Origin of the sequence: Pseudonocardia sp. ICBG1142 (assembly GCF_020496255.1) — a bacterium.
Taxonomy (GTDB): Bacteria; Actinomycetota; Actinomycetes; order Mycobacteriales; family Pseudonocardiaceae; genus Pseudonocardia.
The window spans coordinates 97,170-118,004 of record NZ_JAHLJC010000007.1 but is presented as its reverse complement, the minus strand read 5'-3'; the positions used below and the strand labels follow the sequence as shown (position 1 = coordinate 118,004).

19 protein-coding genes and 2 pseudogenes are annotated in these 20,835 nt (G+C 68.3%); 12 read left to right on the top strand and 9 right to left on the bottom strand.

What is annotated here, in order from left to right; all coding sequences use genetic code 11:
• The 3 genes from KPL59_RS10820 to KPL59_RS10810 form a co-directional block, all read right to left on the bottom strand.
• Nucleotides 1-295: hypothetical protein (locus KPL59_RS10820; protein ID WP_226351339.1), on the bottom strand; the 295-nt coding region annotated here is incomplete at its 3' end.
• 110 nt (nucleotides 296-405) lie between these two features.
• A complete protein-coding gene (locus tag KPL59_RS10815; protein ID WP_226351340.1) occupies nucleotides 406-1,188 on the bottom strand; it encodes a hypothetical protein in 783 nt (260 codons plus the stop codon).
• Between the two features lie 95 nt (nucleotides 1,189-1,283).
• Nucleotides 1,284-1,610 carry a hypothetical protein gene (locus KPL59_RS10810; protein WP_226360730.1) on the bottom strand — a complete coding sequence of 109 codons (327 nt, stop codon included), beginning with the start codon at nucleotides 1,608-1,610 and terminating at the stop codon, nucleotides 1,284-1,286.
• 323 nt (nucleotides 1,611-1,933) lie between these two features.
• On the opposite strand from KPL59_RS10810, the gene KPL59_RS10805 reads away from it, so the two are divergent.
• The 6 genes and pseudogenes from KPL59_RS10805 (at nucleotide 1,934) to KPL59_RS10780 (ending at nucleotide 9,903) form a co-directional block, all read left to right on the top strand.
• A complete protein-coding gene (locus tag KPL59_RS10805; RefSeq protein ID WP_226360729.1) occupies nucleotides 1,934-4,855 on the top strand; it encodes a phage/plasmid primase, P4 family in 2,922 nt (973 codons plus the stop codon).
• Between the two features lie 191 nt (nucleotides 4,856-5,046).
• Complete coding sequence (locus KPL59_RS10800; RefSeq protein ID WP_226360659.1) at nucleotides 5,047-6,777, top strand: DNA polymerase; 1,731 nt, start codon at nucleotides 5,047-5,049, stop codon at nucleotides 6,775-6,777.
• 1,001 nt (nucleotides 6,778-7,778) lie between these two features.
• On the top strand, nucleotides 7,779-7,973 hold the full coding sequence (locus tag KPL59_RS37530) for an HNH endonuclease (RefSeq protein ID WP_226351344.1): 195 nt from the start codon (nucleotides 7,779-7,781) through the stop codon (nucleotides 7,971-7,973).
• 356 nt (nucleotides 7,974-8,329) lie between these two features.
• On the top strand, nucleotides 8,330-8,533 hold the full coding sequence (locus KPL59_RS10790) for a hypothetical protein (RefSeq protein WP_226360658.1): 204 nt from the start codon (nucleotides 8,330-8,332) through the stop codon (nucleotides 8,531-8,533).
• Nucleotides 8,534-8,646: 113 nt separating this feature from the next.
• Nucleotides 8,647-9,459, top strand: a pseudogene (locus KPL59_RS10785) (N-acetylmuramoyl-L-alanine amidase); the annotation flags it as partial.
• A gap of 27 nt (nucleotides 9,460-9,486) precedes the next feature.
• On the top strand, nucleotides 9,487-9,903 hold the full coding sequence (locus KPL59_RS10780) for a hypothetical protein (RefSeq protein ID WP_226351346.1): 417 nt from the start codon (nucleotides 9,487-9,489) through the stop codon (nucleotides 9,901-9,903).
• A gap of 2 nt (nucleotides 9,904-9,905) precedes the next feature.
• Here the strand turns inward: KPL59_RS10780 and KPL59_RS10775 are convergent, their stop codons facing one another.
• Nucleotides 9,906-11,351 (bottom strand): recombinase family protein, encoded by a 1,446-nt coding sequence (locus KPL59_RS10775; protein WP_226360728.1) that lies wholly within the window; start codon nucleotides 11,349-11,351, stop codon nucleotides 9,906-9,908.
• A gap of 28 nt (nucleotides 11,352-11,379) precedes the next feature.
• Here KPL59_RS10775 and KPL59_RS10770 point away from each other — a divergent pair, with 28 nt between their 5' ends.
• Both KPL59_RS10770 and KPL59_RS10765 read left to right on the top strand, forming a co-directional pair.
• Nucleotides 11,380-12,573, top strand: coding sequence for an MFS transporter (locus KPL59_RS10770; protein ID WP_226360727.1), 1,194 nt, complete (start codon nucleotides 11,380-11,382; stop codon nucleotides 12,571-12,573).
• Between the two features lie 188 nt (nucleotides 12,574-12,761).
• A complete protein-coding gene (locus tag KPL59_RS10765; RefSeq protein ID WP_226360726.1) occupies nucleotides 12,762-13,502 on the top strand; it encodes a Crp/Fnr family transcriptional regulator in 741 nt (246 codons plus the stop codon).
• A 39-nt stretch (nucleotides 13,503-13,541) separates the two neighbouring features.
• Here the strand turns inward: KPL59_RS10765 and thyX are convergent, their stop codons facing one another.
• Nucleotides 13,542-14,306, bottom strand: coding sequence for an FAD-dependent thymidylate synthase (gene thyX, locus KPL59_RS10760; protein ID WP_020627863.1), 765 nt, complete (start codon nucleotides 14,304-14,306; stop codon nucleotides 13,542-13,544).
• 151 nt (nucleotides 14,307-14,457) lie between these two features.
• On the opposite strand from thyX, the gene KPL59_RS10755 reads away from it, so the two are divergent.
• The 3 genes from KPL59_RS10755 to KPL59_RS10745 all read left to right on the top strand — a co-directional run bounded on the left by KPL59_RS10755 (nucleotide 14,458) and on the right by KPL59_RS10745 (nucleotide 16,684).
• Nucleotides 14,458-15,036, top strand: coding sequence for a toxin-antitoxin system HicB family antitoxin (locus KPL59_RS10755; RefSeq protein ID WP_226351609.1), 579 nt, complete (start codon nucleotides 14,458-14,460; stop codon nucleotides 15,034-15,036).
• Nucleotides 15,033-16,175 carry a DUF4097 family beta strand repeat-containing protein gene (locus KPL59_RS10750; protein ID WP_226360725.1) on the top strand — a complete coding sequence of 381 codons (1,143 nt, stop codon included), beginning with the start codon at nucleotides 15,033-15,035 and terminating at the stop codon, nucleotides 16,173-16,175. The genes KPL59_RS10755 and KPL59_RS10750 overlap by 4 nt, the downstream gene beginning before the upstream one ends.
• A 65-nt stretch (nucleotides 16,176-16,240) precedes the next feature.
• Nucleotides 16,241-16,684: a nitroreductase family deazaflavin-dependent oxidoreductase gene (locus tag KPL59_RS10745; RefSeq protein ID WP_226360724.1), complete on the top strand. Its 444-nt coding sequence runs from the start codon at nucleotides 16,241-16,243 to the stop codon at nucleotides 16,682-16,684.
• A 4-nt stretch (nucleotides 16,685-16,688) separates the two neighbouring features.
• Here KPL59_RS10745 and KPL59_RS10740 read toward each other — a convergent pair whose 3' ends face one another.
• Entirely contained in the window at nucleotides 16,689-17,936 is a 1,248-nt protein-coding gene (locus KPL59_RS10740; RefSeq protein WP_226351607.1) for a winged helix-turn-helix domain-containing protein, read from the bottom strand.
• A gap of 429 nt (nucleotides 17,937-18,365) precedes the next feature.
• Nucleotides 18,366-18,785 (bottom strand): annotated as a pseudogene (locus KPL59_RS10735) (3,4-dioxygenase subunit beta); the annotation flags it as partial.
• Between the two features lie 253 nt (nucleotides 18,786-19,038).
• Here KPL59_RS10735 and KPL59_RS10730 point away from each other — a divergent pair.
• Nucleotides 19,039-19,569: a GNAT family N-acetyltransferase gene (locus tag KPL59_RS10730; RefSeq protein WP_020627869.1), complete on the top strand. Its 531-nt coding sequence runs from the start codon at nucleotides 19,039-19,041 to the stop codon at nucleotides 19,567-19,569.
• Nucleotides 19,570-19,573: 4 nt separating this feature from the next.
• Here KPL59_RS10730 and dapB read toward each other — a convergent pair whose 3' ends face one another.
• Entirely contained in the window at nucleotides 19,574-20,332 is a 759-nt protein-coding gene (gene dapB / locus KPL59_RS10725; protein ID WP_226351605.1) for a 4-hydroxy-tetrahydrodipicolinate reductase, read from the bottom strand.
• Nucleotides 20,333-20,337: 5 nt separating this feature from the next.
• A complete protein-coding gene (locus KPL59_RS10720; protein ID WP_226351604.1) occupies nucleotides 20,338-20,817 on the bottom strand; it encodes a DUF456 domain-containing protein in 480 nt (159 codons plus the stop codon).
• Nucleotides 20,818-20,835 lie beyond the last annotated feature (18 nt).

The window sequence follows — 20,835 nt, the reverse complement described above, 5'->3', positions numbered from 1 at the left end:
ACACATCGTCACCGAATTGCTTACGCACCGCGTTGATGACGTCGCTTTTCGACGCGGTACCTCGACCCGTGGCAAAACGTTTCAGCTCGGACGGTGTCGCGGTCTCCACGCGGAGACCGCGAACAGTGAGCCTGTCGATGAGCGCGTAGAACAAGTGGGCCCGTTCCACGTATTTACCTGTCTTGCGAGCAAAAGGCAGCGACTCGATACAGGCCCTCTCACAGCCGTCGACGAGAGCATCGACGCGGTCCACGATGTCGCGGATTCGCGCGAGGTCCCGCAACGGTGGTTCCACCGAGAGCCACGCTGACGGGCTTGACTACACCGTTGTTGATACCGGTGTAGTCAAGCCCGAGATCACCGCGACACCGGTGCTCGTCAGCGATGGATCGATGCCCGCGACGCTCACGCGCTCACACGCTGTCGTGCGATGGCCGCAGCGTTCACTGGCGCGCCGACGGCGTCGCGTTCGGTGCGCAGCCACCGGTCGACGTCGACGAGTGCTGTGAAGCTGCGACGTGTGTGCGCGTCGTAGCGCATCGGTCGCAGCGACCACGAACGCGGTCGCAGGTGCCACACATAGCACGCGTCGACGCGGGGCATCTCGCGTTCGGCGCCGTCGACGGTCAACACGTGCTCTGCGTCGGCGTACGCGGTGAGCTGAAGCGCCATGGACCCGTACACCGATTTACCGGTCTTGAGATCGATGACCGCCGTGGACCACTCGCGTGCGCGTGTCGCACGGGGTCTTATACGTGCGACGAGGTCCGCTGAGCCCGCGTAACCGACCGTGCGGTTGACCAAGGTCGACTCGATCAACAGCGGCTCGACGTCGAACTCGTCGGTGAGTTCCTGGTACGCGCGGTCGACGTACGACAGCGACGGATCGTCGGGCACCGGGTCACCGCGCAGCAGCGATTCCACGCGCGTGTGGACCATGGTGCCGGTCGCAGCAGCGCCGCCGGTCGTCGTGTACTGGCTCGATCGTATGAGTTCGAACGCGTCGACTGCGGACTTCGTGGCCAGCATAGACCTGTTGTCGGCTGCGTACTGGGCGATCGTGCGGGTCTTCCACCGTTCGAGTGCCGGTTTCGCGGCGGCAGCGAGCACCGACGTCACCGATCGGAACCGCTCGCCGGTCGTGGGATGCACATAGATGCGGAGGCCATCACTGTCTGTGACCGTCATGGCACGTTGCGTGTCCATATCGATGGATACCTCAGTATGAATAAACAAAAGCCGGGACCATACGCGTGTATGGTCCCGGCTCGTATCGGAAGGATTCAGCTAGCGTTCGACGACCGGTGCCGCACCGTGTACATGCAGAACTTGTGCGCACCGTCGCGGGTCTTCTTGCGACCGTCGAACCGCACTGCGAGCCGGTCGCCGGTCAGCAGCGGCAGCCGCGATAGCTCCGCGTTCAGATGCGAGTGATAGCCGCGAATCTGACGGAGTTCACCGTCGTCGGTCCGCACGGTCACCACGGGCACCGGCGTCGACGTGTAGTCGCTCGTCGTCGACGACACGGTGACGACGGTGCCTTCCACCGATTCGCCGGGCTGTTCGGGTCGAAACGACGTGAACTCCGGCTCATCCGGTCCGTCGTCCATGGCAGCAAGCAACGACATATCAGCGGCTCCATATAAGCGTTACACACACGGGAAAGCCCGTCGGCAAAGACACTGTCAGGGCTAGGCGCGCCCCGTAGCACGCGCCATGACGACGACTGTAACCAGGTGCCTGCGTCGTGTCTAGCCCCCTGTGGTAGCCGCGAGTCTGTGGCACACTGGCCCGTAGACGAGAGCTGTATCTACGCAGCTCACGTGCAGCGGCGATGAATGCTGCCCGCACGTGCGTCGAGACCCCGTGGACCACTTGAGGCCCCCGGGGTCTTCTGTTATCGAACACTATTATCATTAACGGAGTCGATACCGTGGACACCGACATGGGCTCGTACGCGTGCGAGTACCTGAAGCGCGGCTGGTACCCGATGCCGCTGCCACCGCACAAGAAGTTCCCGCCACCGAAAGGCTTCACCGGATACCAGCGCAAGGCCGTCACTGAGGCCGACGTCGACGCGTGGACCCGCGATGAGGCTTGGCACAACATCGCACTGGGACTCCCGTCGAACGTGGTCGGCATCGACGTCGACGACTACGGCGACAAGCACGGCGCCGACGAACTGGAGAAGCTTCAAGCAGAGCTCGGCGGGCTGCCACCCACGTGGATCAGTAGCTCTCGATCGGAGCCCACACGCAGTGGCATTCGCGTGTACCGCGTGCCCGACGAGTTCGACTGGTCCCACGTGTCCGGTGCGCTCAGCACGTCCATCGACGTGATCAGGCCCCAGCACCGGTACCTGGTCGCGGAGCCCAGCACTCATCCGAGCGGGTCCCAGTACCGCTGGTACGACGCGCACTCGAACGCGTGCGACATGGCGCCTGCGACGTGTGAGCTGCCGATGCTGCCGCCACGGTGGCTCCAGCGACTGGCCGGGGACCCCACGTCGAAGGCTGACAAGGCCCTCGCGGACGCGATCAGCGAACAGCACAACACGAACGGACGTTCGCACTACGACGCCATGGTCTCGTCGGTGATGCGACTGTGCGCGCTCAACGCGTCGACGGACTCGTTGCGGAAGCTCAAGCGCACGTACGCGACGGTGATCGACCGCGACACTGGTTGCGACGAGTTCGACAGAGCACTCGCGGGCGCACGGGCGAAAATCAGCACCGAACGCGACGGCGACCACGTTCAGTTGCGCGCAACTGATCTGGAGCTCTGCGACGAAGTCATCCGTAGACACGGCGACCGGCTCCGGTACGCGATTGATCAGCAGCGCTGGTTCAGCTACGCCGACGGCCGATGGGACTCCGTGGGCGGACACGATATTGCCCAGAAGCTCACGCAACAGACGATCCGTGACGTGAACGCGTATCAACAGCGTGCCGACGGCACGAAGACCGATGCCACGTCATGGCTCCACGCGGCCTCGCGTGTGTCCAGCGCGCTGGATCACGTGCGGCGCACCGACGCAACGCAGGTCCACGGCGGCGAGTTCAACAGCGACAGCAACTTGTTCAACGTCGCCAACGGCACGATCGAGCTGACCACGGGACAGCTACGCGCACACGATCCGGCGGACCTGATCACGCAACAGAGTCCCGTGGAGTATCGACCGGATGCCACGTGTCCGCAGTTCGACCGGTTCCTGCGTGAGGTGCAACCCGATGCCGACATCAGGTCGTACTTGGCGCGGCTGTTCGGTTGCGCGCTGCTCGGCGACGTGCGCGAGCACAAGTTCGCGGTGCTCACCGGCACCGGACGCAACGGCAAATCGGTGCTCGTGAAGATCATCAGTGCGGTGTTCGGCGAGTACGCCACCGGCGTCAACAAGGAACTGCTGACCTTGAGCCGCCACGAGGGCCATCTCACGGCGGTCGCATCGCTGTACGGTCGTCGGCTCGCGGTGGCCCAGGAACTCGACCGAGACGCTCGATGGGACGTGTCGCGCGTCAAGGAGCTCACCGGCGGCGACCGGCTCACCGCGCGACGCATGCGAGAAGACGAGTGGAACTTCGAGCCGTCGCACACATTGGTGATGACGAGTAACCACGCGCCCAACGTGGGCTCCGGGGAGCACGCGTTCTGGTCTCGATGCGATCAGGTGCCGTTCGAACAGTCGTTTGAAGGTCGCGAGGACCCGCTGCTGGCTCAGCGGATCATCGACACGGAGTCATCCGGAGTGCTCGCCTGGCTCGTGCGCGGGCTCCACGAGTACCTGCGAACGGGCCTTGGTACGCCGGACGCCGTGCGCGAGGCGACACGTGAGTCCCGCGAGGACTCGGAGCCGCTGCTGCGGTTCGCCGACGAGTCGCTGGAGATCACCGGCGACCCGAACGACGAGCTTCCGACGAAGCTCGTCTGGGACCGGTGGCAACTCTGGTTGGCTACACAGAGTGACATTATCCGGTCCCCGAAGTACGCCAGATTCAGCCGGGAGCTCCGAGCGGCAACTGCAGCACGCGGAGGTTCAACTGCAGCACTTGAGCTTGCTCGGGGCCGTCACGGCGGCCAGACGTGCGTCTCGCTGCTCCGAGGCTGTCGACTCAAGCCGAGTGCTGCAGTTGGCGCTGCAGTTGACGACACTCCCACGGAGTCAACTGCAGCAGACGAAACCGCTGGTCACCTAGCTATTGAGGAGGTTGCTGCAGTTGATGCAGTTGAAACCGGCATCAGCAAGAACGTAGAGAGAGAGGAGTTGTATAGTGCCGACGCTATACAGAACAGCTACAGCGCTGATAATGGCAGCGAACTGCAGCAACCACAGCAACCGGTCACGCAGCCAGCCGTGGAACCGATACGGTCGGTCGTCACACACAGCGACGTGAAGCCGAAACCTGGCACCATCGCGCACGCGATCGCCGAGTTCGCCGCCGACACGCTGACGCGCGTCGACGACGACGACGTGTACGTGCACGCACGCGACGTGTGGTCCGCGTGGCTGACGTGGTGCCACGCGGACGGTCGACAGCAGCGCACGGGCGCCTACAAGTCGTTCGCACGCGCGATCGGCGCACGTGAGCACAAGCGGACCGGCACCCGGTACGTGTACGGGCGCCGGTGGCGCGCTCAGGTGCTCGCGGCCCATGCGCACCACGTCGACACCGACGACAGGACCGTGTCGATCGGTTTGCTCGCCGACGGTCGCGTGAACCCGGACTACCGCGTGACGCCACAGCACGACGAGCGCGGTACCGAACGCGTCACGTACAACGAGTACGAGCGACGCATGAGGCTCGCAGGTGCCTGGCGTGACCACTCGTTCACGCACACGGAGACCATCGAACTGTGAACACATGTGGCGGACCCACGTGATGTCACGTGGGTCCGCCACACGTACGGTTCAGCGGCAGTTCGATCTGCGTCGACACCCGTCATGACCTCCGCGAGGTCCCGGCTCATGGCCGCCACCATCCTGTGCCGAGTTGGTCCTGACATTGCTTCAGACTTCGTGTCGGCCGCCACGTGTGCTAAGGTTCACACGTGAGCGGAACCTGTTCGCCCGTGTTCGTGGACATCGAGAGTCACGACGCTCGCAGCCGGTTCACGATGCCGCCGGACGTGTTCTTTCGACTCGGCGGCCTCTCACGTGATCATCAGTACACGGTGTCGAACTCGTATGAGTCGTTCCGGCGTCTCGTGTCGACGTCGTCGCTGCTCGTTGGCCATAATGTGGTGTCGTTCGATGTGCCAGCGCTCGGCTTCGACGTGCTGTCATGGACCCGTGACCGGCGTGTTTTTGACACGATGATCGCGGCGTCCCTGGTGGACCCGTCCGATGCCGCTCACGCGTCACGTAGTCGCTATTCGCTGGCTGCGGCGACACGCGCGCACGGGCTCGCAGGTAAAACCGGTGACTTGCTGGAGCTGTCGCTTTTACACGGTGGTTTCGGCGGCATACCGGTCGATGATCCGGAGTATCTGGAGTACCTGCGCGGCGACGTGTTGGCCGTGGAGTCGTTGTATCGGAAACTCGTCCCGCTGGTGCCCGACGACGAGTATCTGTGGCGGGAGCACCGAGTGCATGCCGTGTGTTCGCAGGTGCAGTCCGTGGGTCTGCTCGTGGACCAGGACCGTTTGCGTCACCGTGTCGCAGAGGCTGCTCATCGTCGCACGCAACTGGTGAACTGGCTCATCCGTGAGCACGATGTGCCCACGGTGACGAGCACCGGCGAGCCTGCGGCGGCGCCACACGCGACGGCGGCCGGTAAACGTGCACTGGTCGCGGCGTTCGAGAATCTGGGCGTCCATGAGCAGTATTTACCGCTGACGCCGACCGGCGAACCGTCGTTCTCAGCTGACGCGTTGGCCGACATCGCGTCGCAGTATCCGCAGTCTTCGGGCCTGTGTGAGGCGATCGGTGCGCTTGTCGGCGTGCGCAGTGTCTATGACACGGTGGACACGTACGTGCACGATGACGGTCGCGTGCATCCACGGATCACGTTGTTCCAGGCGTCCGGTCGTACGTCGGTGACGCGTCCAGGACTCACGGTGCTCGGCAAACACGAGCGGGACGTGTTTGTTGCGTCACCGGGTCACGTGTTGGTGTCTGCGGACCTGTCGCAAGTAGATGCTCGATGTGTCGCAGCTCACAGTGGCGATCGTGAGTATGCGAAGCTGTTTGAACCCGGCGTCGACGCGCACGAGGTCGTGGCCCGCATGGCCTACGGCGACGCCACATATGACAGTGACCCCGCGCGGTATCGCAAGACCGCGAAGATCATCTCTCACGGCGTCAACTACTCGATGGGTGTTCTGAAGCTCGCCGACAGCGCGGGTGTTCGCAGAAACGAAGCCCAACGTGTCGTGGACACGATCGCGACTCAGTTCCCGAGACTTGCCCAATGGAAGCGCGAGGTGCGTGAAGAGGCCGAGTCCGGTAATCTACTCGACAACGGTTTCGGTCGTCGGATGCGACCGGTTGTCGACCGGTCACATACACAGGCACCTGCGCTGTATGGCCAAGGCACCGCGCGGGACGTACTGTTCGAGGCCGCCGCGATCCGGATGCCGTTGGACATTCAACGGATGACACGAGCGCTCGTGCACGATGAAGCCGTCTGGGAAATACCGGAAGCCGACGTTGCCGACGTGTGTGCGGAGATCGAGCGGGCGTTCTGTTTCGAGTGGGCACCACCGGGCGACCGTGGCCAGCCGATTCGGTTTGAAGCCGCATGTTCCCGGCCAGCTCACCGGTGGTCGGAGCTGTACTGACGAACCGGCTAAGTGGATCTGTCAGATCTACTTAGTAGCTTGAGCTCATGAGCCGTGATGTAGTCCTGGGGTCATCGAGGCCGTCCGGGGGCTCGATCCTTGCGCCGCGCTGTGGTAGTCTTCACTTAGAGCTCGTCGTTACCTGAACTGCTACCTGAACGCGGAACCCATCGTCATGTACTGGCGGGATATTGGCCACGACGAGTTCGGTGCGATACGTAAGACGGTGCGCCACGTGTGCCGCTTTGCGCCGATGGACGAGCCGGACGTGTTGTCGCGGACGTTGGAACGCATGTCGCGTTGGTACGATCCAGACGTTCACAATGTGTCTGTTGGCTAGGCCTCGCGGCGGGCTGCGAAGCTCGCGTTGGCCGATGTGCGTGCACTCGTCGCCGATCGCGGTGAGCCGACAGAGCTCTCGGGCCACGATGACTGGCTGCCGATGTGGTCTCGGGTGGACCTCGTGTGTCCGGAGTCTGTCGTCACGCGTTCCGATCGTTGGCGTCAGCTCGTCGCGTCGGTGGCGGCCGATTGTGGCGAACCGTGTGCGGCTGTCGTGGACCTTCTATTCCGTGCACAATTGTCGGAACAAGCAATCGCAGACTTGTACGGTGTTAATCGGAATCGTATTCATACTTTGTGGCGCACGGCTCGGAAGTACTTGCGTGAGCTGCTTTCCGTGGAGCCCGGTGACTTCTCTTATTCAAGGAATACTTAAGTGAGGGGGTGATTCGACCATGTCGATTCGGGCCCCTTAAAATGAACTTACGTGGTGCGCGCTCGCGGCTCCGGGACCATGTTCAGGGCAATCAGTTTCCGGTCGAGCCCTCTTGCTCCCTGCTGATTGATGGTCTCAATGACGGGCGCGCACCACGTTCTATGTCTCACACTTCGGCCCCTTTCAGCTTATGACCTGGCTCGACGCACGTCGCAGATACGGCGCTCCGCTTCCGTAGCGTGTGCGCGCGTAGATACTTCGTCGCGACGCGTACACGTGCTATGTGTGCGCGACGACACGCCGCGTGCGCTCCGTGGACCACATCGTCAACCGGCGTTCCGGCGGCACCGATGCGCCGTCGAACCTCGGCGCGATCTGTGATACGTGTCATACGGAGAAGACGCAACGTGAGGCTTTCGCGGGCCGTCAACGCCGCAAGTATCGCGATTCTGTTGCGCATCCGTCGCGCGCTCCATAGTGAATTACGCGCCCGCGCGCGTGTTTAGTTGTATTCCTATTTACTAGTGACTGGGGGGGGTTAACCCCTTTAAGTATAAACATAAAACGGTGTGCATAGGCTCTCATTTCGCACCCATGTGAAAAGTCGCTTACTGTTACCGATTGTTACTGTGCGTAGCATACTGGTGGAGTGTTGAGTAACCGGCAGCTCCTCCGTCTCTAAAACGGATAGTCCAGGTTCGAATCCTGGCACTCCAGCCCACGATGAGGCTTATTCAGGGCCGCCTGGCGGGCTACCTCGCTGCGGTCCCGACCTGGAGAAACACCGCACTTCATGATCACCCTGAATAAGCCTCGATGAGGAGCTGATTGCTCGTGATCCGCTACGAGCGCTTCGTGCCCGATGGCGTCGACGGTCTCGACACTGCGCTTGAGGCGACCGAGGCCCACGTCCGCGAACACTTGCGCGACTGCGTCGGCGACGATGACGCGCACGTCCACATTCATCACGACGAGCACGACGACGGCGTCATGGTCATCGGCGCCGTCGACGCTTCGCCGCGTGGGTACGACGCATGAGCGTCGACTTCGCCAACCGCGTCATAGCGGCCCTCCGTGCGCGAGCCGTCACGGTGCACGTGTAGCCGGGCTACGAGCGCCGTGGCAACGGCCAGACGAGCGACTACCAGGGACTCATCTGGCACCACACGGCGACGCCAGCATCCGTGACACCGCCTCAGGTGCTCTGGAACGGCCGACCGGGACTCCCGGGGCCCTTGTGCAACACGTCCGGCAACGCTGACGGCTCCGTCACCGTGATCGCGGCGCATCCGGCGAACCACGCAGGTGCCTCCGGCGGTAGAGCCATGGGCCCGCTGCCGGTGACGCGCGCGTTCAACAAGTTCGTGTGGGGCCACGAAATCGTGTACCCCGGCAACACGCCGATGTCCGACGCGCAATATAGGTCCGCGATTGAACTCGGCACCGTCATCTCGCAACTGCTTCACCGGCCGAACGCCGAGTGGTGCCGGGGCCACCTGGAATCCAGTATCACCGGCAAATGGGACCCCGGTTGCGGACCCGGTAGAAGCTACGACATGGCCCGCATGCGCGCCGATGTACTCGCACTGATGCGGGGCGCTGATGCCTCGGCAGCATCGACACCGACGTCAAAGAAGGTCAAACCCGTGATGATCGAACGAGAACTGACACACGGCAAGAATTATCTGCGGGTGCCTGCGATGGTCGGCTCCACATCAGCGCTGTTCAAGCGAGCATTCGTCTCGATCACCGGTGAACTCGGTGGAACCATGCAGGTCGCGTTCCAAAAGAACGCACCCAACGACGGACCGCCGCCGGGCACAGGCCCTATCTGGGGTCCCACCGTGTTCCGTAATGCAAGCCGCGTGTGGCGTGAAATCCCCGACGGCACCGAGTTTCTTGACATCGACATCGATCTCAAGGGCCGCAACGGCTCAGTCGCGATCGAGTTCGAACCACGCTGACGAGAGGTCTTTACCATCATGGCTCCCGTGCCCAAGCGCACCGAACAGAAGCACGGCCATCACACCGCCGAAGACAAGCTCGTGCAGAAGGCTCCCGCCGGTGCTGAGCCCGTGTGGCACAAGCCGGACCCCGCGTGGCACCCGCGTGCGCGCGAACTGTATCGAGCCGCACGTGAATCCGGTCAGGCCCGATTCTACGAGCAGTCCGACATCGCGATCCTCTGCTACGTGTGCGACGCGTTGACGCGGTCTCTGCGAGATAACCGGTTCTCCGGTCAGTTGTTCCACTCGGTCATGTCCGCGATGAACGATCTCGCGATGTCCGAAGGCGCGCGCCGTCGCGTGAAGCTGGAACTCCAACGCGACGACGCTGACGACACGAGCGAAGTGGACGCAGCTATTGCTGAGTTGTCACATCAGCATGCGCAGGTCTCCGGCGGCTGAGATCACTGTGGGATCTGAATCTCAAGGATGACTCGGTCCTTCAGGGCTACTCGTCGGCCGCGACCTGTTGCGAGTACCTTCACAGACGCGGAGTCCTTGACGATTTGTCGCCGCTGATCGAGCGGGAGTTCGGACCACTCCGTGAAGAGTTCATCGAGTGTCGCGTTCCGTTCGGGAGTCTCATGGATCATGGTCGCGGGTTCCTGTTCCAGGCGGCGGTCGAGCATCGCCAGTTCTACTGTGAGTTCATCGGCCGTGATGACGCTAGTCCTCCAAAGACTCTTAAGCTCTTCACGCTTGTTCTGGATTTCTGCGCGGCGCTCGGTGAGCGACTCCGCGTTGAACACAGCCCGAGGTTGCGGAAAACCCACGCCTGCTTCGTGGTACGCCCGAACAAGCTTGCCGGAGACGAACTCGTCGAGAGCTTCTGCTCGCGTGCTTGAATGGGGGCCCGGGGCCCTGTGACCGTCTGCCGGGTATTCGTGGGTGTATCGGCTGCACTCATACCGAGGGCAAGTTGTTTTGGACCTGTTGCAGCCGGAACCTTTGACTCTGAGTCGACCCCCACACGCGCAGTGCGCAATATTACTTAGAAGCCATCGGGGCGGTGCGCCCACGTTGGTTTTTCGGCTGGGCTCGTTAAGGATCGCGTGCATGGAGCTCCAGTCCTCGTAAGTGATGATTGGCTCCCATTGAGGCTTGACTGCGCTAATTGAGCCGTCGCGGGTCATGAGCCCTGCATTGCGGGGGTTCAGCAGCACCCCCCTAAGGGTGCCCGGCGTCCAGCTCCTGGGCGCGGCTCCAGCGGTTCTGAGACCGGCCTTGTTCCACTCGATCGCTATCGATCTCAGTGAGCTACCCGCGAGGACCTGTCGAGTCGCGCTCCGGATTGCGTCGGCTTCGACGGCGTCGTGGTGGATGTTCCCAGCTTGGAATCCGAAGCTGCGTGGGCCGCCGTGGGGTAGCCCTGCGTCTGCGCGGGCTGCGAGGCCCCGTTTGGTGCGTTCTCTAAGTTTTTCAATCTCGCGGGCGTTCATGGCTACGACCATGCGGGTCATGAGCCGGTCGTCGGGTGTCGCGATCTTGTATTTGCCGGACTGCAACGTATCGATGTGGACGTTGCGACCGTCGCAGGCGTCGATGAAGGTTTCACCGTCGTGTGGGTCGCGCATGATCCGGTCAGAGTCGTACGCGATGACGTGGGTGATGGCGCCGGAGGTGATGCCTGCGCACAGTTCGTCGAACTTGGCTCGGTGGACGCGCCCGGTCTTCTTGTCCTTCTTGGTGGCGCTCTTGACTTCGGCGAGCACCAGCACCTCGTCAGAGATGCCGAGCGCCTCGGCTCTCTCAAAGCACAGGGCCAGCTGTTGGTCTATAGAACCTTTGACGCCATCTTCTCTGACCTGCTGTTTTGCGCTGGACGCCCGGCAGTAGATCGCTGTGACCATAGAACCATCATAACCGGCGATCACCCTGGTGTTCAACAAGGTCTTCTTCCCCGAGCTCGGGGCGGCGGCCGGTACCGCACTCGCGCTGGCCACGTTCGGTGTCGCCTTCGTCGCGCGGCCGTTCGGGTCGGTGCTGTTCGGCCACTTCGGCGACCGCCTCGGCCGCAAGGGCACGCTGGTCACCACGCTGCTGCTGATGGGCTTCTCGACGCTCGCGATCGGCCTGCTGCCCACCACCGGCACGATCGGCGTCCTGGCGCCAATCCTGCTCGTGGTGCTGCGCATCCTGCAGGGCCTCGCCGTCGGCGGCGAGTGGGCCGGGGCGACCCTGCTCACCGCGGAGAACGCGCCGACCAAGGCCCGCGGGAAGTACGCGCTGTTCCCGCAGCTCGGCCCGTCGGTGGCCTTCGCGCTGGCGTCGGCGACCTTCCTGGTCACCGCGCTGACCATGAGCAACGAGGCGTTCCTGGCCTGGGGCTGGCGCATCCCGTTCATCGGCTCGGTGCTGCTCGTCGCGGTGGGGCTCTACGTGCGGCTCGCGCTGGAGGAGACGGCGGGCTTCCGCAACAGCGGCCCGGTGTCGACGAAGCTCCCGATCACCGAGGTGTTCACCACCCGGCCGGCCGCGGTGCTCCTCGGGGCCGGCTCGACCACCGCGGTGTTCGCCTTCTTCTACATCGGCGTCACCTACCTGACCAGCTACGGCACCCAGCAGCTGCAGCTGCCGCGCCCGTCGGTGCTGGCCATGGGCATCGTCGGCGGCATCGTCTTCGCCCTGACGACGATCGCCTCGGCGATCCTGTCCGACCGGGTCGGGCGACGGAAGATGGTCGTCGGCGGCAACATCGCCTCGGTCGCCGCCGGGCTGGTCGCGTTCCCGATCATCGACATCGGGACGGTGTGGTCGTTCGGGCTGGGCCTGTCGCTGGTGCTCGGCGTCGTCGGCATCGCCTACGGGCCGATCGGCGCCCAGCTGCCGGAGCTGTTCCCGACCCGCTTCCGCTACACCGGCGCCGGGATCGCCTACAACCTCGCCGGTGTGTTCGGCGGCGGCGTGGTCCCGCTCTTCGCCGCGGCACTCGCCGCGTCGACGCTGGGCAGCCTCGGCATCGGCCTGCTGCTCTCGGCGGTCTCGCTGCTCAGCCTGCTCTGCACGCTGGCCCTGCCGCAGACCGACGCGGACTCCCTCGCCGAGCAGGACGCACAGCTCGCGGCCGCCTGACCGGCCACCGGGGCGGCCCGTCCGGGCGGGCCGCCCCGCACCCACCCGGTGCCGGCGGCCGCCGGTCGGCACCCCCGGACCCGACGGCCCGGACGCACCCCTCGGCGTCCGGGCCGTCCGCCTACCCGCAGGCGCCCCGGCCCACTACCGTCCGGACGAACCATCGGCGACGGCCGGGAGGCGGGACCATGAGCAGCGCGGCGCGGAGGCCGGACGGCACCGTGCGGGCGCTGCCCGCACCCGATCCCGACGACCACCCGGTCTCACCGTTCCTGACCGCACCGTGGACCTCGGTCACCGCCCGGATCGCGGAGCTGGGCAGCCCCCGCCAGTACGCCCGTGGCGAGCACGTCTACACCCAGGGCCAGCTGTCGTCGCGGTTCCATCTCGTCGTCTCCGGGCGGGTGCGGATCTACCTGCACCGACCCGACGGCTCGGAACGCTCGCTGGCCTACGCCGAGCCCGGCGCCACCCTCGGCGAGGCGGCCTGCGTCGACGGACGGCCCCGCCACCTCGCCTCGGTCTGCACCCTGCCGTCGGAGATCGTCTCGGTGACCCGCGACGCGCTGCTGACCGCCGCCCGCGACGAGCCGGAGCTCCTGCTCGAGATCACCCGTCGGATCGCCTACAAGCAGCGGGTCATGCAGCTGCACGTGCTCATCGAGGGGCTGCCCGCCCGCGAGCGGATCATCCTGCTCCTCGGCCACCTCGTGGAGGCCTACGGCGAGATCGCGCTCGACGAGGTGGCCCGGCTGTCGATCCGCCCCGCCGTCGACGAGCTGGGGCTGCTCGTGGGACTCACCCGGGTCACGACCAGCCGGGAGCTGTCCCGACTGGTCGCCGAGGGCCTGCTGGAGAAGGAGGGACGCGGGTTCGTCGTGCGGGACCTGCCGGACCTGCGACGACGGGTGCACGCCGTCCTCGCCTGAGCTCTCGCTCGGCGCCGATGCTCGCTCGGCAAGCCTCGCTCAGCCTTCCGCGACCAGCGGGCTGGAGGCGATCTCGGTCCCGTCGGCGAGGGTCTGGATCTGGAAGTCCGCGAACACGTTCGGGACCTCGGCCTGCAGCTGGCGCAGGCACTCGACGGCGAGCTTGCGGATCTCGACGTCGGCGGCCTCGGAGGCGCGCATCGCGATGAAGTGCCGCCACGCCCGGTAGTTCCCGGTCACGACGATCTTGGTCTCGGTCGCGTTCGGCAGCACCGACCGCGCGGCCTGACGGGCCTGCTTGCGCCGCAGCGTCCCGTTCGGCACGTCGGCGAAGCGCGCCTCGAGCCCCTCGAGGAGCTTCTCGTAGGAGGCGAGCGCGTCGGCCGAGGCCTGCAGGAACAGCTCGTGCAGCTCCGGGTCCTGGGCGATGACGTCCGGCTCGACCATCGCGGCGTCCCGCTCGGGGACGTAGCGCTGGGAGAGCTGGGAGTAGGAGAAGTGCCGGTGCCGGATCAGCTCGTGGGTCAGCGAGCGCGAGATGCCGGTCAGGTAGAAGCTGACCGAGCCGTGCTCGAGGACCGAGAGGTGCCCGACCTCGAGGATGTGGGCGATGTAGCCGGCGTTGGTCGCGGTGCGCGGGTTCGGCTTGCCCCACGACTGGTAGCACGCGCGACCGGCGAACTCGGCCAGCGCCTGGCCGCCGTCGGCGTCGGTGGACCACGGGACGTCCGCGGGCGGGGTGAACTCGGTCTTCGCGACGAGCTGCACGGTCAGCGGGACGGTCTTCGGCGCGGTCTCCGGCATGCCGCGAGGGTAACGACCGGTGTGCCCGGCACCCGCCGGGCCCCGCGCCCGCACCCACGGTGGCGGCCACGGCACCCCCGGTACGCTGCGACGTCGCGGCCGACGCCACGAACCGGTGGCGTGATGTCATCAGTGACGCCATAGTGGTGTCATGGACCTCACGCCGTACGTCGCGCAGCTGCGCGACGACCTCGCCGCCGCGGCGGCCGCGGGCGACGAGCAGACCCGCCGCACCGCGGCACTGCTCGGCTCCGCGATCGAGCCCGCAGCCCGGCTCGCGATCATGAACGCACTGTCGGACCTGGCCTCGGAGGCGACCGCCGCGCTCGGCGACCGTTCTGTCGAGGTCCGCCTGCACGGCCGGGAGGTGCGCGTGTCGGTGTCCGGCGGCGACCCGGAGCCCGGACACGCACCCACCCCGGACCCCGCTCCGGCGGGCGAGGGGACGTCCCCGTTCGGCGGCACCGCCGCCTCCGGTGGTCCGACCTCCTCCGGCGGCCCGGCGACCGGCGGATCGCCGTTCTCCGGCGACGCCGGTGACATCAGCCGGGTCACCCTGCGCATCGTCGAGCAGATCAAGGCCCAGGCCGAGCGGGCCGCCCAGTCGCAGGGCGTCTCGCTCAACACCTGGGTGTCCCAGGCCGTGCAAGGGGCACTGGCCGGCGCGGAGGGGCGCACCGGCCGACCGCACCGCGACGGGCGCAGCCTGAAGGGATGGGTGCAGGGATGAGCGACGAGCAGACCGGCCCCGTCGGGCCGGACGACGCCGGCGGTGACGCCACGCACGGCGGCGGCGCCCACACCGACGGCACCGGTGCGAGCAACGGCGACGCCGGCCACCCGCCGACCGGTCACTCGTCGACCGGCGACACGGCCCCCGGCGGTGCGGGCACCGGGGACGCCGGCACCGGCACACCCTCCCGCGCCGAGCGGTTCGACTGCGCCGGTGCCGCCGAGATCGAGGTGACGACCGGCGCAGGCCGGGTCCGGATCGACCTGGTCGACGGCGCCGACGAGGTGCGCGCGGAGATCACCGCCGACCGCAGCGCCGCACCCTGGTCCGGCGGCCTCGGTGGGCTGCTGGACTGGATCGGCAGCTCGATGACCGGCCGCGCCGGCGTCCCCCAGGCCGGGGCGGGCTGGTCCGGGCGCGGGTTCGACCCGATCGTCGGTGCCCCCTGGGAGGCCACCGGAGATCCCTCGGCCGACGCCGTCGACGCCGTCACCGTCGAGTGGTCGGCGGCGACGCGACGCCTGGTGGTGCGCGGTCCGGACGACGCCGCCCTCGGCGCAGTGCCGCTGGTGGTGACCATCTCCGCGCCCGCCGGGTCGCGGCCCGCGGTACGGACCGGCGCGGCTTCGGTCGAGCTGACCGGCCGCGCGTCCTGGGCCGCGGTGCGGACCGGGTCCGGTGCGGCCCGGCTCGCCGAGGTGCACGGCGACGCCGACGTCACCACCGGTGCGGGGTCGATCGACCTGGGCACGTGCTCCGGCCGGGCCCACCTGCGTGCCGGCTCCGGCGGGGTCGAGGCCGGATCGCTCGGCGGCGCGTCGCGCATCCGGACCGGCAGCGGCGACATCCGTGTCGGCGAGCTCACGGCGGACCTGGAGGTGCGCTCGGGGTCGGGGGACGTGGTCGTCGCCGATGCGGTGTCCGGTGACGTCCGCCTCGGCACCGGGTCGGGGTCGGTCCGGGTCGGGGTGCACTCCGGTGTCGCCGCCGAGCTGGACCTGTCGACCGGGTCGGGCCGTGCCCGCTCCGAGCTCGACGTCCGCCACGACACCCCGCCGACGGCGCCGGCGGTGCGGCTGTCCGGGCGCACCGGCAGCGGTGACGTCCTGGTGACCCGCGCCTCCGTGGCGGTCTGACCCACACCAGGTATCTCGCTCGTCGAGATGATCGGCGAGCGAGATACCGGCGTAGGATCGGCGTCGTGGACCGCACCGAGATCGCCGCGACGAACGCCTCCATGACCGCCCGGGTCCTGCAGATGCCTCCGGCCCCCGTCCCGGACGGCGGCTATGCACTGCGTGTGCTGCGCACCCGCGGGCGGCGCAGCGAGGAGCCGCGCGACACCCCGATCGGCGTCGTCGGGCACGACGGTGCCACCTACCTGGTCTCCCCCACCGGTGGGCGGGACTGGGTGCGCAACCTGCGGGCGACGCCGGAGTGCGCGATCCGCTCCGCCGCGGGCGACGAGCCGCACCGGGCGGTGGAGCCCGACCGCGCCGAGGCCGCGGCGGCCGTCGTCGGCTACCTGCGGGCGCTCGATGTGCCGTGGACCCTGGCGGCGTTCCCGGTGCCGGCCGACGCCACCGAGGAGCAGGTCGCCGAGCACCTGGACGCGATCGCGGTGTTCCGTCTCGACCCCGCCTGAGCCGTCAGCGGGCGGCGACCTCGGCACGCAGCTCCGCGGCCAGGTCGCCCCGCTCCCCCACGGCGACGCCGTCGAGCCCGAGCCAGCCCGCCATCGTCGCGAGCTCACCGGCCAGCTCGGCGGCGATCCGCGGGCGCGGTGCGGTGGCCCCGGGCTCGGCGAACGCCCCGGGCACCCGCAGCACGCCGGCCGCCCGGTCGGCCTTGAGGTCGACGCGGCCGACGAGCTCGCCGTCGAGCAGGAACGGGAAGACGTAGTAGCCGTACTCCCGCTTCGGCTCCGGCACGTAGATCTCGATGCGGTAGCGGAATCCGAAGATCCGCTCGGTCCGGCCCCGCTCCCAGACCAGCGGGTCGAACGGACACAGCAGCGCCCGCCCGGTCACCGTGCGCGGCACCCGGGCGGCCGGGTCGCGGTAGGCGGGCCGGTCCCAGCCGCGCACGCTCACCGGCTCCAGGGCACCCGCGTCGACCAGCTCGGCGATCGCGGTGCGGGTGCGTTCCGGGCCGAGCCGGTAGTAGTCGCGCAGGTCGGTCTCGGTACCGACCCCCAGTGCGGAGGCGGACCGCGCGACGAGCTCACGCGCCGCGTCGGCCGGGTCGGGGGCGGGCAGCGCGAGGATCTCCGGCGGCAGCACCCGCGAGGGCAGGTCGTAGCGGCGCTCGAAGTGCACACGCGTGCCGACCGCCAGCTCGCCGACGGCGAACAGGTACTCGCAGACCCGCTTGACCTCCGACCGCTCCCACCAGGTCGCTCCCGGCGGGCGCGGGCGCACCTCACCGGCCCGCCCGTGCGGGGCGAGCGCCTTCTCGATCGCACCGGCGCCCAGCGGCCCGGACTCCGCCACCACGTCGAGGATGTCCCCCGCCAGGGACGGGTGCTTCTCCAACAGCGGGCCGTAGTGCTTCCACCAGCGCCGCGGCAGCGCCTCGTGGGAGAGCAGCGGCATGTCCTGGACCGGGACCAGACTCGCCTCGTGCGCCCAGGTCTCCGCCAGCAGGCGCGGTCGCCGCGCGCTCGGTGACCAGGCCGCGTCGTCGAGGAGGGCGGTGGGATAGGCACCGAGCCTGCTGAACAGCGGCATGTAGTGCGCGCGCACCGCGATGTTGACCGAGTCGAGCTGGAGCAGCTTCACCCGGTCCAGCACCCGGCCGAGGTGGCGACGGGTGACCGGCCCGGACGGCCGTGGATCGGTGAAGCCCTGGGCCGCGAGGAAGGTCCGACGGGCGACGTCGGCGGAGATCGTGCGCACGGCCGGGATGCTGCCACGGGGCACCGACAGGATCCGGCACGGCGTCGGGTGACCTCCGGCCGGCCAGCTGCCGGGCGGGGGGCCACCGGCACCCGGCCGACCACCGCCCGGGGCGGCTCCCGCGTCCGGCTGGGTGGTGACGTCGACGGCTGCGGTCAGCGCGACCGTGTAGCCCGTGGTCGGGTCGCCGGTGACCGTGGCGAGCTGCAGGGCCCCGCCGTCGTCGCCGAAGACGGTGTCGGAGGCGAGCGAGACCTTCGCCAGGTTCGTGACCGACTGCTCGTAGCCGGCGGTGGCGTAGACGGCGGCGCACACGTCCTGCGGGAGGGCCACCTGGGAGGTGGCGACCGCGTTGCCGGCGTCGGTGATGTCGGCCTGCGCGGGGTACACCTCGAAATGGATGTGCGGCCAGCGGCCGTCGTAGCAGGCCGGGACGATGCTGGTGAAGCGCACCGCCCCGTCGCTGCCGGCGACCTGGACCCCCCGCAGGTAGTTCTCGGCCTCCAGCCCCTCGGAGTACAGGGAGTACCGGCCTTCCCGGTCGCAGTGCCAGACGTAGACCGCGGCACCGGCCATGCCGGCGGCGGCCATGTCGGTGATCGTGAGCTCCAGGGTCATCGGTACCCCGGCCGCGGTCGCCGAGCCGCTGCCGAAGCTCGACCGGATGTCGCTGCGCACCACCCCGGACTCGGTGAGCACGTTCGCGCCGTTGGAGCCGTCGCCGGGGTACGGGCCCGCCGTCTCGTCCGGGATCTCGCCGGTCGAGGTCGCGGTCGTCGCCGACGGGGCCGCGGTGCCGCAGGCCGCGAGCCCGGCGGTGACGGCGCCGACGCCGAGCACGGCCAGCATGCGGCGCCTGCCGAGCAGGGTGCCGAGGTCGAACCCGAGACCCTGGTCGACGACCTCGTCGTCGGGGCGGGGCAGGGCACGGCCCTGGTAGCGCGGCATGGCGGGTCCTCCGGTGCGTCGTCGTGCGGGACTGTCGTGCGGAACGAGAACGACGGTAGGAACCGGACATGGGCCCCGGATCGCACCGCCCTGTGGACCCGCTGTGGACCCGGGCGGTGACGTGGCCCGCGGGGTCGCACGGTAGGCATGACCCATGGCCACCGCGACCGTCCGCCCCGCCACCGACGACGACGTGGGCGCGATCATGGCGATCCAGGACCGCACCTGGCGCACCGCCTACGCCGGGCTGCTGCCCGAGGAGGCGTTCGCGGGACTCACCTCGGACGCCGCGCGCTCGCACTGGAGCGACGCCGTGCACGCCGGCGACGGCTACCACCTGTTCGTCGCCGTCGAGGGGGACGAGACCGTCGGGTTCGCCGCCGCCGCCCGCTACGCCGGGGCCGACGGTCTGGCGATCGCCGAGGTCAGCACGCTGCTGGTGGAGCCGCGCTGGGGCAGGCGCGGGCACGGCGGGCGGCTGCTCGCCGCCGTGGCGGCCGCGCTGCGGGAGTCCGGCTCGGACACCGGGCGCACCTGGGTGCCCGAGGCCGACACCGCCTCACGGAACTTCTACAGCCGCGCCGGTTGGGCGCCCGACGGCGCGGTGCGCACGCTGGACACCGGCTCCTCGACGCTGCGCGAGGTCCGCCACGCCGGGACGCTGGACCTGCACCTGGTCGACTGAGGACTCAGCCGAGCCCGAGCAGCGGCTCCAGCCCGATCGTCAGCCCCGGGCGCTCGCGCACGGCACGCACCGCGAGCAGCACGCCCGGCATGAAGCTGGTCCGGTTCATCGAGTCGTGGCGCAGGGTGAACACCTCGCCGTCGGTGCCGAGGACGACCTCCTGGTGCGCGATCAGCCCGGGCATCCGGACCGCGTGCACGTGGATGCCCTCGACGACCGCGCCACGGGCGCCGTGCGGGTCGTCGGTGGTGGCGTCGGGAACCTTGCCGAGGCCGGCCTCGCGCCGTGCCGCGCCGATCACCGACGCGGTCCGCGCGGCGGTGCCGGACGGGGCGTCGACCTTGCCGGCGTGGTGCAGCTCGATGACCTCGGCGGAGTCGAAGAAGCGGGCGGCCTGTGCCGCGAAGTGCATCATCAGCACGGCGCCGACCCCGAAGTTCGGGGCGACGAGCACGCTGCCCGAGCCGTGCTCGTCGAGGATCGCGCGGACCTCGTCGAACTTGGCGGCGTCGAAGCCGCTGGTCCCGACGACCGGGGCGACCCCGCGCGCCAGGCACTCGCGGATGTTGGCGATCGCGGCGCCGGGGTGGGTGAAGTCGACGGCGACGTCGGCGCGGTCGAGGGCGGACAGGTCGTCGCCCGCGTCCAGCGCGGCGACCAGCTCGGTGTCCTCGGCGGCCTCGACCGCCCGGCACACCTCGCTGCCCATCCGGCCCTTCGCGCCGAGGACCGCCACCTTGATCGTCACCGTGTCCGTGCTCACGGGCGTCACCCTACGACGAGGCCGCCGATCCACACCGCGACCGTGACCAGCCCCGCGGCGAGCTCGATCAGGATGCTCCAGCCCACGGCGGCGAGCGCCTCGCGTGCCGAGCGCCAGGCGGTGGCGGCGTCGGGCAGACGGGCGAGCTCGGCCAGCCAGACCCCGAGCACGAACCCGAGGAACAGCCCGACCACGGGCACGACGAAGAACCCGACGACGCCCAGCACGAGCCCGGCGAACAGGGTGCGGGTGGGGACCCCGGCGGCCTTGAGCCGGCGTCCGGGGAGCAGGTACTTCGCGACCTGGCCGGCGACGGTGACGAGCACCGCGATGCCGAGCACCCACCAGCCGACCGCATCGCCGCGCGGGACCGCCCAGACCGCGACCCCGCCGACGATCAGCAGCGGCCCGGGCAGGACGGGCAGCACGATCCCGGCCAGGCCGACGAGCATCATCAGGCCGGCGACGACGGCGAGGGCGGTCATGGCGCCCAGCCTGCCAGC